Annotated in this window: 11 protein-coding genes and 1 pseudogene; 4 read left to right on the top strand and 8 right to left on the bottom strand. The window is 31.6% G+C overall.

What is annotated here, in order from left to right; translation table 11 throughout:
* Positions 1–5,458, bottom strand: a pseudogene (locus MBBWO_RS08030) (hypothetical protein); the annotation flags it as partial.
* A 487-nt stretch (positions 5,459–5,945) separates the two neighbouring features.
* Between MBBWO_RS08030 and cfbB the strand changes: the two are divergent.
* Complete coding sequence (cfbB, locus tag MBBWO_RS08025) at positions 5,946–7,295, top strand: Ni-sirohydrochlorin a,c-diamide synthase (RefSeq protein ID WP_116670384.1); 1,350 nt, start codon at positions 5,946–5,948, stop codon at positions 7,293–7,295.
* A gap of 9 nt (positions 7,296–7,304) precedes the next feature.
* Positions 7,305–8,393 carry an oligosaccharide repeat unit polymerase family protein gene (locus MBBWO_RS08020; RefSeq protein ID WP_116670383.1) on the top strand — a complete coding sequence of 363 codons (1,089 nt, stop codon included), beginning with the start codon at positions 7,305–7,307 and terminating at the stop codon, positions 8,391–8,393.
* Here MBBWO_RS08020 and MBBWO_RS08015 read toward each other — a convergent pair.
* Positions 8,390–9,280, bottom strand: a complete 891-nt coding sequence (locus MBBWO_RS08015; RefSeq protein ID WP_116670382.1) for a restriction endonuclease — start codon at positions 9,278–9,280, stop codon at positions 8,390–8,392. The genes MBBWO_RS08020 and MBBWO_RS08015 overlap by 4 nt on opposite strands.
* A gap of 153 nt (positions 9,281–9,433) precedes the next feature.
* On the opposite strand from MBBWO_RS08015, the gene surE reads away from it, so the two are divergent.
* Positions 9,434–10,210, top strand: coding sequence for a 5'/3'-nucleotidase SurE (gene surE / locus MBBWO_RS08010; protein WP_116670381.1), 777 nt, complete (start codon positions 9,434–9,436; stop codon positions 10,208–10,210).
* 4 nt (positions 10,211–10,214) lie between these two features.
* On the opposite strand, the gene MBBWO_RS08160 is transcribed toward surE, so the two are convergent.
* A complete protein-coding gene (locus tag MBBWO_RS08160) occupies positions 10,215–10,361 on the bottom strand; it encodes a hypothetical protein (protein ID WP_165807949.1) in 147 nt (48 codons plus the stop codon).
* Between the two features lie 126 nt (positions 10,362–10,487).
* Between MBBWO_RS08160 and MBBWO_RS08005 the strand changes: the two genes are divergently transcribed.
* Positions 10,488–10,679, top strand: coding sequence for an LSM domain-containing protein (locus tag MBBWO_RS08005; protein ID WP_116670380.1), 192 nt, complete (start codon positions 10,488–10,490; stop codon positions 10,677–10,679).
* 6 nt (positions 10,680–10,685) lie between these two features.
* On the opposite strand, the gene MBBWO_RS08000 is transcribed toward MBBWO_RS08005, so the two are convergent.
* From MBBWO_RS08000 to MBBWO_RS07980, 5 genes are all read right to left on the bottom strand, one after another.
* The gene (locus MBBWO_RS08000; RefSeq protein ID WP_116670379.1) at positions 10,686–11,690 is read right to left on the bottom strand and encodes a methanogenesis marker 12 protein; all 1,005 of its coding nucleotides are present in this window, start codon (positions 11,688–11,690) and stop codon (positions 10,686–10,688) included.
* A 76-nt stretch (positions 11,691–11,766) separates the two neighbouring features.
* On the bottom strand, positions 11,767–12,759 hold the full coding sequence (gene ilvC, locus MBBWO_RS07995) for a ketol-acid reductoisomerase (RefSeq protein WP_116670378.1): 993 nt from the start codon (positions 12,757–12,759) through the stop codon (positions 11,767–11,769).
* Positions 12,760–12,917: 158 nt separating this feature from the next.
* A complete protein-coding gene (locus tag MBBWO_RS07990; RefSeq protein ID WP_116670377.1) occupies positions 12,918–13,445 on the bottom strand; it encodes a beta-class carbonic anhydrase in 528 nt (175 codons plus the stop codon).
* 16 nt (positions 13,446–13,461) lie between these two features.
* Complete coding sequence (gene ilvN, locus MBBWO_RS07985; RefSeq protein ID WP_116670376.1) at positions 13,462–13,947, bottom strand: acetolactate synthase small subunit; 486 nt, start codon at positions 13,945–13,947, stop codon at positions 13,462–13,464.
* Between the two features lie 9 nt (positions 13,948–13,956).
* Positions 13,957–15,648 carry an acetolactate synthase large subunit gene (locus MBBWO_RS07980; RefSeq protein WP_116670375.1) on the bottom strand — a complete coding sequence of 564 codons (1,692 nt, stop codon included), beginning with the start codon at positions 15,646–15,648 and terminating at the stop codon, positions 13,957–13,959.
* Positions 15,649–15,691 lie beyond the last annotated feature (43 nt).

The following is a 15,691-nucleotide window of genomic DNA, read 5'->3' as shown; positions in this document are numbered from 1 at the left end:
ATACAACAACACTTCCTGTTCCATTGACTAATTGAACCTCATAAGTTTCACCATCAACAATTACATCAACAACACCCTCAGCATTCTCATCAGTACTAACAGTGATTGTTACATCATCACCATATACAGCATCCCCAACATCAATGGTTACATCTGTATAGAGCATTTCAATGTTGATAGTGAAAATTGCAGTTGCAAATTCATGTAAACTGTCACCAGGATAGACTACAGTAATTGTGTATACACCAGGTGTGAAATCGAAATCTGAGAAATCATAATCCACAACTCCATCAACAACAGTGAATGTGTAATTTTCTTCAACATCAAAGTTCATATCACTAACAATTACAGTAACAGTGCCGTTAACAGCAGGATCAACAACTATGGTAAAGTCAAAGTCTTCACCATACTCATAAGAAGTATTTCCAACAACAGTGATTTCTGTATTTGCTTTATAAAAAGCAATAAGCACATCATCAGAGACACCATTATACTCAGCACTAACAGTAAAAATACCAGAAGCATCAGTAACATACTCAGCCTCATATAAGTTAGTGTCAGGATTAAACACAGCAGTTACATCATTACCACCAACAGTAACTATAATACCATCAGCTTCCCAAACAACATTACCATTATCATCTGTTAAGTTAACATAGAATTTAGCAGATTCATCTGCAGCAATTACATCCTCTTCTACAGTGATTTCAAAGCCAAATTCACTGTTAACAACACCTGCACCTGCAGATTGGATAAAGTAATCTTTAGAATCAGAAGTGAAAGTGTTACCTGAAATAGTTAGCTCAGCATTAGTAAGAATACCATTATTAACAAATTCAGAATCAGAAACAGTTGCTTTTTCAGTAGTTGCAATAGCACCTTCAATAGAGTCAGTGTTATTTATGAAAGTGGAACCTATTACAGTAACTTCATTTAAACCAGCAAGACTAGTACCTGCAAAGATTGCACCACCTACAGTAGCAGTGTTATTAATAAATGTAGAATTTTTAATTACAACACCATTATTTTCAGATATAGCAATAGCTCCACCATAGTGTGCATCATTACCAATGAAAATAGAGTCAACAACTTCACCATCTGCAGTAGATCCGTAAATTTGTATAGCTCCACCATTATTGTTATTTGGAGTCATATTACCTTTACCCCAAGCAGTGTTATTGATGAATGTAGTGTTGGTAATTGTAAATTCAGAACCATAAATCAATATACCAGTACCATAAAGACCTTGATTATCTTCAAATACTGAATTTTTAATATTTACAAGTATATCCCCAGTAGTTGAGTGTGAGGATATTGCAGCTCCCCAACGTCCAGAGTTATTAGCAAAGTAAGAGTTAGTTACAGTAACATCTCCGTAAGTCATAATAACAGCAGAAAGAAGGTCACCATTATCATAGTTTTTAAGGTTATTTACAACATTAGAATTAGTAATTTCTAAATCACCATAAATAAAGATAGCTGCTCCACCAAAATCAGGATCAGAACCTGGAGAAGTACCTCTATTAACAATATCATTTCCATCTAAAGTTGAATCAGAAATAGATACATCACCATTACTGTAAATAGCTCCACCATAACTTAATGCAGTATTATCTTTTAAGGTTACATTGTTTATGTTTAATGCACCGTTGTTGTAGATTGCTCCTCCTAGGTCAGCTCTACCATTAATTAGTACTGAATTGTTTATGTTTAATGCACCGTTGTTGAAGATTGCTCCTCCTAGGTCAGCTCTACCATTAATTAGTACTGAATTGTTTATGTTTAATGCACCGTCGTTGTAGATTGCTCCTCCTCTTAGGCCAGCACTACCATTAATTAGTACTGAATTGTTTATGTTTAATGCACCGTCGTTGTAGATTGCTCCTCCTCTTAGGCCAGCACTACCATTAATTAGTACTGAATTGTTTATGTTTAATGTACCGTCGTTGTAGATTGCTCCTCCTTTGTCGGATCTACCATTAATTAGTACTGCATTGTTTAAGGTTAGTGTAGCGCCATTTGCAATGTCGAATATTCTTCCTAATTCTCTAGCATCAATTGTGTGTCCTTTTGCATCAATAGTAATGTCTTTGTTGATTGTGATACCGTTAGCATATTTATCAGAATCATCATCAGTCATTGTAACATCACTATCAAGAACTAACTCATCATCAACAGCATTAATAGCATTTTCAAGATGAGTAAAGTCAGATACAATGAAATTTACATCTCCCCTGGATTCAACATTATTGTTTGTAAATATGGAATCAGCGATAGTTAAATTAGCATTTGCTCCATTTACATAAATTGCATCTCCTGAAGATAATGCACTGTTATCTGTGAATTCGCTGTTTTCAATGTATATATCAGAAGCTCCATTGATGAATATTGCTCCACCACTAGATATTGCACTGTTGTTAATGAAGCTAGAATCATATATTTCTAATTGGGAATTGGAATTAGAGAATATAGCTCCTGCAGATCCTCCAGCTCCACTGTTGTTTACAAAGTTAGAACCATTAATGAGCATATATCCATTACCGTTGTTGAAAGCAGCTCCTTCGTCACAGTTAATGAATTCAGAATTTACAATTTCCATATGTCCATTTGCATTGTTATATACAGCTTCAGAGCCAGTGTGGTCTTTGAAGATAGAATCTGAAATAATGACTGATCCGCCATTATTATTAAATACCATGGTTCCATCGTTTCCGATGAATTCAGAGTTGGTAATTGTAGTGTCAGTGGCTCCAAGGAATATTAAATCAGATATGCTTGATACTCCCTCATTGTTAGTGAATTTAGATGAATCAATATTTAATGTTCCACCAACTTGATAAATAAGATTTTTATTATCAGAGAAGGTAGTGTTTACAATATTTATATTACTGCTTGAAATAGCTGCAATAATTCCATATCTAAAATTAGTTGCCTCATTGCTTGTAATAACTGAGTTGTAAATATTTACATTTGCAGTGGTTGCATATACAACCGCTCCATTATTAGCAACTGCATTTGTTAAAGTAATATTATTTAAAGTCAAAGTAGCTCTGTTAATAACATTGAATATAGCACCTAAATTCCTAGCATCAATAGTATAACCATTACCTTCAATTATAATATCTTTGTCAATAGTAATACCTTTATCTTTATAAGTAGCTGCTTCACTTTCAGTCATTACAACATTACCAGTAAGTGTTAATTTACCATCTGCAATTGCTATAGCATTAGCTAATTCTGTGAATGTTAGATCAGTTTGAGAAATTGGATTTTCATCATCACTTTCAACATTAATATCCCCAGTAAGAGTCATTGATCCAGAATTAGAGATAGCTGAAGAGATAGCTGCAGTATTGTTAATAAAATCACTGTCAGTTACAACTAATTTTTCTGTATTTTGAATAGCTCCACCAACAGTAGCAGAGTTATCAGTGAAAGTAGAATTAATTATAGTAACGTTATTTGATCCAGCACCAGCAGTAGATACTACAATAGCACCACCATAAGTAGCAGAATTATCAGTAAATGTTGAATCTTTAATTAAAATTCCATCGTTTTCAGAAATATCAATAGCTCCACCATATTGAGCTTCATTTCCAATAAATGTAGAACCACTTATAACACCAGTAGCAGTAGCCCCATATACATTGATAGCTCCACCATTGTTGTTATTTGGAGTCATATTACCTTTACCCCAAGCAGTGTTGTTATTAAAAGTAGAGTCAATTATACTGAAGTCTGTACCCCAACTCCAAATACCAGCACCATAAAGTCCTTTATTATTATCAAAAGTACAGTTTTCAATGCCAGTTACTAAATCTTGATTGTTGTAGTCTGCTGAAGAGAATGCAGCTCCCCAACGTCCAGAGTTATTAGCAAAGTAAGAGTTAGTTACAGTGACATCACCATATGAAGTGATTGCACCTGTGAGAAGATCTCCATTTTCATAGTTTTTAATATTGTTTGTGAATACAGAGTTATCTACTTTTAAATCACCATTTGAAAAGATAGCTGCTCCACCATAATCAGTAGAACCAGAACCTCTATTAACAATATCATTTCCATCAAAAGTAGAATCAGATACTATTAAATCAGAAGAACTTATAATAGCTCCACCCCAATTACCAGCACTATTATTAATAAATTTTGAATTAATAATTTCAGTTGGAAATGTAGCTTGATATGCTCCCCCTTGATTAGAAGCAACATTGTTTATGAAAGTGGAATCTGCAATTAAAACATCCGCACTTCCTGATTGGGAAGATGCACCAATAGCTCCACCATAAGTAGCAGTGTTGTTTTCAAATGTACAATTTACAATGTTAAAGTAGCGAGCTTCACCTAAATCTATTGCACCGCCAAAATGTGCAGAGTTTGCGATAAATACAGAGTTAGTAATATTACCTTCAGTGGTTAAACCCCATGCATTTATAGCTCCACCATCATTGTTATTTGGAGACATATCACCTTTACCAGTAGCACCATTGTTTACAAATGTAGAATCAGTAACAGTAAAGATAGCATCCTGAACTTCTATTCCAGGACCATAAATTGCAGAATTTGATTCAAAATAACAATCAACAATAGTTAAAACAGTTGAGTTGTCTTTTCTATCATAACCTGCATTGAATATAGCTCCACCCCAACGTCCAATGTTGTTAGTAAAATTACATCCAATAAATTCAGCATTCCCTTTATTTGCTACAGCACCACCAACAATTAGGTCCCTTTCATTTAAACCGCCAACAACACCTTGTTGTTTGAAATCCTTCATATTATCTGCAAAAACAGAATTTGAAACTTTGGATATGGAATCAAGTTCATTGTAAAGTGCAGCTCCACCATAATCATTACTACTGTCTCTATAAGTAATATCATTATTAGTGAATTTAGAATTATCAGCAATAACAGTACCAAGGTTATAAACAGCTCCGCCTCTATAAACTGCAGTGTTGTTATCAAAAGTAACATCATTTGCATTTAATGTACCGCTGTTATAAATTGCACCACCATAATCAGAGTTACCATTTATTAACTTAATATTGTTTAAAATTAAAGTAACTCCTTCAGCAATATTAAATATTCTCCCATTATTATTTGCATCAATAGTATAGCCATTTCCATTGATTGTAATATCTTTATCAATAGTTATACCATTTGTAAAAGAAGTTTTTTCATCGTCAGATTTTATAATATCCCCAGTTAAAGATATTACATCATCTTCACCTGCATTAGTTATAGACTCCTGCAGGTTTGTAAAATTACTTGATGTAGAAATGTCTGCTTGTAGACTAATCTCATCATCAGATGATATTTCAGTAGCAACATCATCAATTGAATCTATAGCTCCAATATCAGATGTTACATCAATATCTCCAGTATCTTCAGCAGATACTGCAGGAATAGCAAACATCAATAACATCAAAACGATTATAAATGTTTGTTTAGTGCTTATCAAACTTATTAACTCCTTGTTTTGTACTTCGAAAAAAAAAAGAAAAACATGACAAGCATATATTAAAAATCCCATGCATAACTCCCATTTTTCTATTTTAACAAAATACAATTATAGTAAAAAATAAAAGGTGGTTTAAAATTCTAATTTAAAATAAAAAAATGGAATTATTCTATTTTTCATGAGAATGAAATCATCTTTACATTTTTACAATAATCTATATACACAAGATGAGTATATAAATCTTGTTAAATAATCTTCATGAATAACAAAAATTTTCTTAAAGTGATTAAAAAAAATAAAAAAATTATAAAGAGATTTTATTTTATATTCTATAAACTAAATAATATTCAAAATATATTGGAAAAATAACTAATTTATAATAAAATAAACACAATTTATTATTAAAACTTATAAAAAAGTACTTAATACTAAGCATAGCGAAAAATAAGAAGTTATTAAATATTATTAACTATTATAAATTGATAACATGAGAATAATATTAGCAGGAACTGGCAGTGCTGTTGGAAAAACCACCATTTCAACAGGAATTATGAAAGCACTAAGTGAAAAATATAATGTACAACCATTTAAAGTTGGACCCGACTATATTGATCCATCTTACCATACACTAGCTACTGGAAATGTATCAAGAAATTTAGACTCATTTTTTATGAGCGAAGGTCAAGTACGGGATTCTTTTATAAAAGGAATGAATGGTAAAGATATGGGAATTATAGAAGGTGTTAGAGGATTATTTGAAGGAATTGACTCTGTTAACGATATTGGAAGTACTGCTTCAATAGCTAAAGCATTAAATGCACCAGTAATTCTCATTGTTAATTCTAAAAGTTTAGTTAAAAGTGCAGCAGCTATTGTTTTAGGATTTAAAAGCCTAGACCCTGAAATTAACATAGCTGGAGTCATTTTGAATAAAGTTAAACATGAAGCCCATTACCAAAAAACAAAACGTTCTATTGAAGAAATTACTGGTGTTGAAGTTATTGGTGGAATTAAACGTGATGACACCATCAGTATTGAACAAAGACATTTAGGACTTGTTCCAGCTGTTGAACGTGAAAATTCCTTAAAATTTATTGACATGTGGTCTAAAACCATTAAAGAATCTATTGATTTAGATAGATTAGTCGAGATTATGAAAGAATCTCCAAAAATAACTGCTAATAGAGAACCAATATGGAATAAATTAAATAAACAAAAGGTTAACATTGCTGTAGCTTATGATGAAGTCTTTAATTTTTATTATAAAGAAAACATTGAATCTTTAGAAGACAACCATGCTAAAATACACTACTTCTCACCTTTAAAGGACGAACACCTGCCAGATGTTGATGCATTGTACATTGGTGGAGGATATCCTGAGTTGTTTTCTAAAGAATTATCCTCCAATAGCTCCATGCTAAAAGATATTAAAAAGTTCCATGAGGACAATAGGCCACTTTTTGCTGAATGTGGAGGGTTAATGTATCTTATGAACTCAATCCATGATGATAAAATGGTTTCTGCCTATCCATATAAATCCATATTAACTGATAGAGTTCAAGCTTTGAAATATACAATAGCTGAAGTTCAAGAAGACAATATAATCTCTAAAAAAGGTGAAAAATTCAATGGACATGAATTCCACTATTCAAAAGTTTTAGTGGATAAAAATAACTTAAAAAACAAATTTGCATTTAAAATATTACGTGGCCGTGGATCTTTTGAAAATCAAGATGGATTTATTGAAGGCAACACACTTGCAAGTTATGTGCATACACACGTAGCTGCAATGCCTAACTTTGGTGGTAATCTAACAATATCAGCAAGAGAATTATGAGGCAAGAATATGAATAAAAAAATAGATTTCTTTGCACCCCCTATTATTACAGTAATAATAGCTGTATTTTTAATAGCAGGTTACATCGGATCATTTAATTATCGATTTGAAGACCCATTAGACATTGAAGTTATTTCAACAATAATATATGCAATAATAATCTTTTTAATAGGGGTTGCATTTGTTAAATATGGATTGAAGTATGATTCATCTTATTCCTCTTCAATTAGTGAGAAAATAAATAAAATCCTATCTAAAAAATTATTGCTTGGAATTGTTTTACTAGCTATTATATTACAGGGCATAAACCTTATTTTACTTGGAGGAATCCCATTATTTGATAGTGTGCTTAAATCAAATGCAACAACAAATATATGGAGAGTTTCTTATGTACTCTTTCTACCTGCAATTAATATTTTCCTTGCTAAATATTATAAAAAAAGATATCTTCTCCTTGTAGCAGTTGGAGCATTGCTTTTCGGACTTAATGGATATAGAACTTCACTTCTCGGTATTCTTGCAAGTGTCTTCATAACATTATATTATATAGGCAAAATCAACAAAAAAATAGGAATAATCTTTATCTTAGCTATTCTAATTGGAGGAGCAGGAATTGGTTATATTGCATCACAATCAATAGCTAACCAACATTGGATGCTTAACCCAATTGAATTAATATTTTATAGATGTGGATTTACATTAGAAGTCTTTGAGAGAATCATACCTTTAGGTGGTACAACAGATGGACATATTCTATCAATGATTTTTTCATCAGGAAGCCCGAGAACCTTTGTAGGCAATTATGTGCTCCATGATAATGTTTGTTTAACATCTAGTCTATTTGGACCAGTATACCTTGATTTTGGAATGATAGGCCTTACAATACAGATGCTGTTTTTAGGATTATTTACAAAATTAGTCCATACTGTTGCAGTTAATAAAAAAGGTATTGGAATTGGAATCTATTCAATTATTTTAGCACATACTTTAATTTGGATTGAAACAGGTCCAACAGACATCATGATCTGGTTATTCTATCTTTTAGGTGCTTTATTAATTATTTTAAATTATAAAAATATAAAAAAAAGTGGAAATTAGAATAAGATTAATAATATTAGAATTATCAATGATACAAAGAAGATAATAGTTCCTTTAATAATAAAGAACCTATTTCTTTCAATGTAAAAGGTAACACCATAAGCTAAGATTAATGCAGCCAATAGTTGTATTAATCCTACAATTCCTGCATCAATTCCCAATAGATTACCTAAAATATAAGACAATATGTAAATTACAGCCACTATAAGAATAATCAATATAATTGGATTAGATAAAAATGGCCTTAATGTATCTAAAATATTTCTCCTTTTATTAGAACCATATAATGAAGAAGAGGTTACCTTGGAACGATGAGTTAACCTTGAAAGGAAGTTGCCTTTACGATCTTCACCAATTTGTTTATATAATGAATTCTGATAAAGCATAGGATTTTCCTGACGTTCAGAACTTAAATAATCCATATCATCTGCATCATAACTATATTCAGGATATTCATCACCTATATAATCAAAATCATCATAGCCGGCATCATCATAAACTTCCTCTTCAAATTCTGGCTGTGTTTCTTCTTTCATCTGATATTTTTTAGCCATTTCAAGCAAGTTTTCCCTATCAACCAATTTAATATTTTTTCTAAGAGCATAATTGGTTGCTTGTTCTGTAAAATAAGAAGAAGTGATAATAGCTACTTTAGATGCTTTTAAGTTGTCAGCAACATCTTCCATTTCCTTTAATAAATCCACAGATACTTCAAAATTCTTATCATAATTATTACATGCTACAACAACACCAAAATCCCCCAATGTTGTTGGAAGTATAGCATATATATCAATAACCCTCTGTGATGTTTTAAAGTTCTTATAAACTTTAAAACCAGATTCCTCCATAACTTTCGCAATAAAATTAATCAGCTGAGGTTTTTCCAAAATTCCACCCATACAAAAATTTGTTCAAAAAATAACTATTAATATTAATTTATAAAAAGTGCCTTATTAAGCTTACTTATTAATGTTAATAGAAAAAATCTGAAGTCAATTTAATCATAAAATATTTTAATTTATAATCATTAATTAATAGATATGAAAGCTTTAATAAGTAATGATGATGGAATACATGCTACAGGGATATTAGCTGCAAAAAAAGCCGTTGAAGAAATATGTGACGTTACAGTAGTAGCTCCAGAGACACAACAAAGTGGAATAGGACATGCATTAACATTATACGAACCACTAAGAATAAACCCAACAACAATAGCTGATGGATCAATGGGATATGGAGTCACAGGAACACCAACTGATGCTGTAACAATGGCTCTTTTTGAAATAATGGAAGATAAACCAGATATAATGATTTCCGGAATAAATACTGGAATGAATATTGGAAAAGCAGAATTAACTACATCAGGTACAATTGGAGCAGCCCTAGAAGCAGCAAGTTTTAATATTCCAACAATAGCTATTTCACAAGAAGTTACAAGAAGCGACATCAAATTTGAAAATGGTGCTGTTGAAGTAGACTTTAGTTTTGCAGGAAAAATGCTTAAAAAACTGGTAAAAATAGTATTAAAAAAAGGATTACCTGAAGGAGTAGATTTATTAAATCTTAATATTCCATCAAACCCTGTTGATGAAGAATTTGATGTAGTAGAATTAGGAACTAGAATGTTCACACCAATAGTCAAAAGAAGATTAGACCCAAGAGGAAAACCTTACTACTGGATTGATGGAGCATTATATGAACATAATGATGAACAGACAGACTCCCACTCCTTAAGAAAAAAACAAAAAGTTACATTGACTCCACTTACATTAGACATGTGTGGAGATTTAAATAAAATGAAAGAGTGGTTAAAATAAGAGTTTAATTAATATTAAGTGATTTAAGCATTTTCTTTCTTTCTTCTTCTAATTCTTTTATTTTATTTTCATCTTTATATCCTTTAGATTTCAAGTATGAAATTGTTCTGGTAATACTCTCTAAATTTCTTTCTAATTGATTTACAGCCATGTTTACACCTACTAAAATTTAATTAGTTCAACATATTATTTAATAGTTTTTACTATTACAAACAATACTACATTATATAAAGTATGTTCAACAATATAATTTTAATTAATGAAAGGATGAAGAGCTATGGATAATCAAGAAAACCCTCAGCTAATTCAATTTAAAGGAAAAAATGTGATTGTTGGACTTAAAAATGGCGAAGAATATGAAGGAAGACTAATAGCCATTGATAATTTTATAAACCCTGTCCTAGAAAGTGAAGGGCAATTGAGAACCATAAAAGGTGGAAAAGTACTTTTCATCTCAATTAAAGAATAAAAAAAATTAGTATTCCGCAGGAATACCTAAAATCTCTTTTTTACCATTATATAAATCAAAAGCTATTTGTGCAGCTCCAATAGCTCCTGATTCTTTTGATATAACTTTTAAAGGATAATTATCTTTTAAATATTTATTAATCTCTTTTTCAAAATCAAAAGGATTTTTACAGGAACCTACAGAACCAGTTAATACAACACCTTCAATTTTATTTTTACTAACAGCTATTAATCCAGCAATTTCCATAGCAACGGTCATAATTAAAGTATCAACAGCTAGTTTAGCATCTTCATCGCCATCAATATATTTTTCAAAAAGAGCATCTTTTAGATTAGCTACCTTTCCTTCAATACCTGCTATTTTAACAGCACCTGCATTGGAAAAAGCTTCATTAGCACTGCATTTACCTTCATCTATATCACGAATCATCTGCAAATCAAGAGGTCCGTGAATAACTCCCATTGCACCAACACAAGCATCCATAGCTCCTTTGATTCTAGAATTCTCAATTAAAATATCAACACTGTTAGAGCTAATATCTGCAACAATCATGTTCTCCCAACCAGTCTCTTTAAATGCATTGTAACATATGCTAACTTTTTCTGGACTAGCCTGATGAGAATAAGCTGCTCTAAATAAAGGATCAAGAGAATCAGAATCTTTATGAAGACCTGGAATTAAAATAGCTGGAATATTTGTAGATTGAAGTTCGCTGTAAACAGAAGTTCCTCCACCAGTAACTTTTCCAGCACCATCAATAGACAAAATACCCCTATCTTTAACTTTATCAATAGGTGAAATTTTATTAATTCCATCCCCCATTGAATAAGTAATTGCCATTAATTTAACAGAATCTAAATCAACACGTTTAGATAATTCTTCAACAGGTGAAACTTCTCCTTTTTTACTTTGTTCTCTTCCAATCTTAAAAATATCAATGATTTCTTCATTATCATCCATTATACAAAAAGAAATTCCTGTTGTACCATGATCCATTCCTATAAACGCCATGAAATAACACCAAATGAAAAATTAGAATGAAAATATATTATTTAAAAAAATAAGATAAAAAAAAGATTAAAGAAATTTAATCTTCTTTTTGTAATCCACAAGCAATTCTTAATCTTTTACCGACGGTTTCAATATCTTCTTGCTCTTCAGCAGCTCTCATTTCTTTTAAGTTAGCACCATCAGTAGCATTTTCATCAGCAAATTGTTTTTTAAAGGTACCATCTTGGATTTCAGATAAAACTTTTTTCATACCTTTTTTGGTTTCTTCAGTGATAACATAATCTCTTCTAGTTAATCCACCGTATTCAGCTGTGTTACTTACATCTTTCCACATTCCACCGAAACCATTTTCATAGATATCATCTACAATAAGTTTTACTTCGTGACAAGTTTCAAAGTAAGCAATTTCAGGTTGGTAACCAGCTTCAACTAAAGTTTGGAAACCAGCATTAATTAATGCAGTAATACCACCACATAAAACAGCTTGTTCACCGAATAAATCAGTTTCAGTTTCTTCTTTAAAGGTGGTTTCAATTACACCAGCTTTAGTAAGACCAGTAGCTTTTGCCATACCTAATGCAAGTTGTAAAGCATCTCCAGTAGCATCTTGTTCAATAGCTACTAAACCAGGAATTCCGAAACCATCTAAGTAAGTTGTTCTTACTCTGGAACCAGGTCCTTTAGGTGCAAACATTACAATATTTACATCTTCCCCTGGTTTAATTAAACCGAAATGAATGTTGTAACCGTGGGAGAATGAAATTGTATTTCCACTTTCAACATATTCTGCAATTTGATCGTTGTAAACATCTTCTTGAATTTCATCAGGAAGTAAAATGTGAATAATATCTGCCTCTTTAGCTGCATCAGAGATGGACATTACATTCATACCATCTTCTTTAGCTAAATTCCAAGAACTACCATTTTCTCTTAAACCTACAACAACATTGACACCACTGTCTGCCATGTTTCTGGATTGTGCTCTACCTTGGCTTCCGTAACCAATTACTGCAACGGTTTTGTCTTTAAGAGCATCAGCATTCACATCTGCATCATAATACATTTTCATTTGTAAAGTCTCCTACTAAATTAATCAAGTAAAAATCATATTTAAAGTAACTTAAATATCAAATATATAATATTATTTTTTACACTTATAAAAGTAACTAAAATTAAGAAAAAGTTATAAAGAAAAATAAAATATTAAAAAAATAAAAAAAAAGATGATTATCTATCATCAGAAACTATTTCAAGTTCTCCACTTACAATATCAATCATAAGCCCATGAATAGGAACATCATTAGGAATTAAAGGATGATTTTTAATTTTATCCACATTATCTAATACATTTTCCTTTTCATCTTTAAATCCACCAATCCAAGATTTTAAATCATATTTATCAATCTCTTCTTGAGGAATTCCCCTTTCAAGCATGGTTTTTTCTAATTTTTTAGCATCAGAACCAGCCATTCCACAATCAGTATGACCAATAACCATTACTTCTTCAGCGCCTAAATTGAAAATAGCTGCTGCAATTGATCTAATAGCATCTTCATCAACTATGTTATTTCCTGCATTTTTAATGATTTTAGCATCACCCCTACCAATACCAAGTGCAGGTTCTAAAAATCCAGTTAATCTGCAATCCATACAAGTTAAGATAGCTAGCTTCTTTTGAGGATGGTGAGATAATTTCTCACCTTCAAATTCTTCAACAAACTTTTTATTATTCTCCAAAATTTCATCTAACATCATTGATTACACCAACCAATTAGATTCCTCTTGACATAGCAGTAAGACCAGTACGTGCAAGCTGTTTTATTCCATATCCTTTTAAAAGAGATAATAATGCATCAATTTTCTTTAAATCTCCAGTAACTTCAATAATAAAAGTTTCTTCAGAAACATCAATGATTTTAGCCCTAAATATGTTTACATATTGCATAATTTCTGATCTTGCTTTTGCATTAGGAATGTTAACTTTAATTAGACATAATTCTCTATGAACAGCATTTTTTGATATATCTTTAACTTTAATTACATCAACTAATTTGTTTAATTGTTTTATAACTTGTTCAAGAATCTTTTCATCGGCATTGGCAACAATAACCATACGTGCTAATCCTTCAACTTCAGATTCACCAACAGTAATACTCTCAATGTTAAATCCTCTTCTTGTAAATAGGCCAGATACTTTCTGTAAAACACCAGGTTTATGTTCAACCAAGGTACTTATTACATGATATTCATTTGACATCTAAACCACCTATACATCCCTTTCAAGTTTATATTCACCAAGCATTTCATCAATTCCTGCCCCTGGAGGAACCATTGGTAAACATTCTGATTCATCTACAATAATATCTAAAAGTATAGCTTCATTATCTTTAATTGCTCTTTTAACAGCATCTTCAGTTTCCCCAGGTTTAGTAATTCTTTCAGCATTAATACCAAAACTTTCTGCAAGTTTAACAAAGTCAGGAGTATTTCCCAATAGAGTTTGAGAATATCTTTCATTGTATAAAAGGTTTTGCCATTGATAAACCATTCCAAGAGTCCTGTTTTCAAATACAGTTGCAATAACTGGAATATCATATTCTTTAATAGTAGCTAGTTCTTGACAAACCATTAAAAATCCACCATCACCAGTTATAGCTAATACTGGGTCTTCAGGACATGCAACTTTAGCACCAATAGCTGCAGGTAAACCAAATCCCATAGTTCCAAGACCTCCTGAGGATATGAATTTACGTGGTTTTTGAACATCATAAAAATGAGCAGCCCACATCTGATTTTGACCTACATCAGTAACAAGTATTGAATCTTCATTTAAAGCCTGACTAATCTCTTTAATAACAGACTGTGGCATTAATGGAACATTATCATAACTAACTCTTGGATAAAATTCATGTTTATGCTCATGAAGTAAATTAGCCCATTGTTTTACAGAATCTGCAGCAGTATAATCTTTTAAAAGACTTAATAATGTAGATAAAACATGTTTTGCATCACCTACAATTGGTAAATCAACATCTACATTTTTTCCAATTTCTGCTGGATCAATATCAATATGAATAACTTTTGAATTTGGAGCAAAAGAATCAAGTCTTCCAGTAGTCCTATCAGAGAATCTTATTCCAATAGCTATAATTAAATCAGAATCATTAATTGAATCATTAGCTACTTTCCTTCCATGCATACCAAGCATACCTAATGCAAGATCATCAGTTTCATCAATAGCTCCTTTTCCAAGTAAAGAAGTCATAACCGGTGCGCTGATTAAATGAGCAAGTTCATTAAGTTCTTTGCATGCTCCAGAAATGATCACTCCATTACCTACAAGAATAATAGGTTTTTTAGCTTCTTTTATTAACTCTTTAGCCTTTTTAATTTGTTTAATATTTCCTTTAATAGTTGGATTATAACCTGGAGTTGGCATTAATGAATCATCGAATCCGGTAAGCTCTGCTTCTTGAACTTCTTTAGGAACATCAATTACAATAGGTCCCGGACGTCCACTGCTAGCTATCTCAAAACTAGACTTGATTAAAGATGGAATTAAATCTGCATCTTTTGGCTGGAAACTATGCTTAGTAATAGGCATAGTAATACCAATAATATCAGCTTCTTGGAAAGCATCATTACCAATAAGATGAGTTGGTACCTGTCCAGTAATCGCAACAATAGGAGAGGAATCCATATATGCAGTAGCAATACCAGTTACAAGATTTGTAGCACCAGGACCAGAAGTAGCCAAACAAACACCCACTTTACCAGAAGCTCTTGCAAAACCATCAGCAGCATGAGCTGCACATTGTTCATGTCTTACTAAAATATGCTTCATGTCCATGTCATATAACATGTCGTAAAATGGTATAACCTGCCCACCAGGATAACCAAATATTGTGTCTACTCCCATATTCTTTAGGGATTGTATAATTGCTTCTCCGCCTCTCATATTAATAACCTTGTTTAAATAAATATAGTCTATAATAATATGT

Origin of the sequence: Methanobrevibacter woesei (assembly GCF_003111605.1) — an archaeon.
In the GTDB taxonomy this organism is placed as follows: Archaea; Methanobacteriota; Methanobacteria; order Methanobacteriales; family Methanobacteriaceae; genus Methanocatella; species Methanocatella woesei.
The sequence above is the reverse complement of the archived record's forward strand: the minus strand, read 5'-3'. Positions and strand labels throughout refer to the sequence as shown.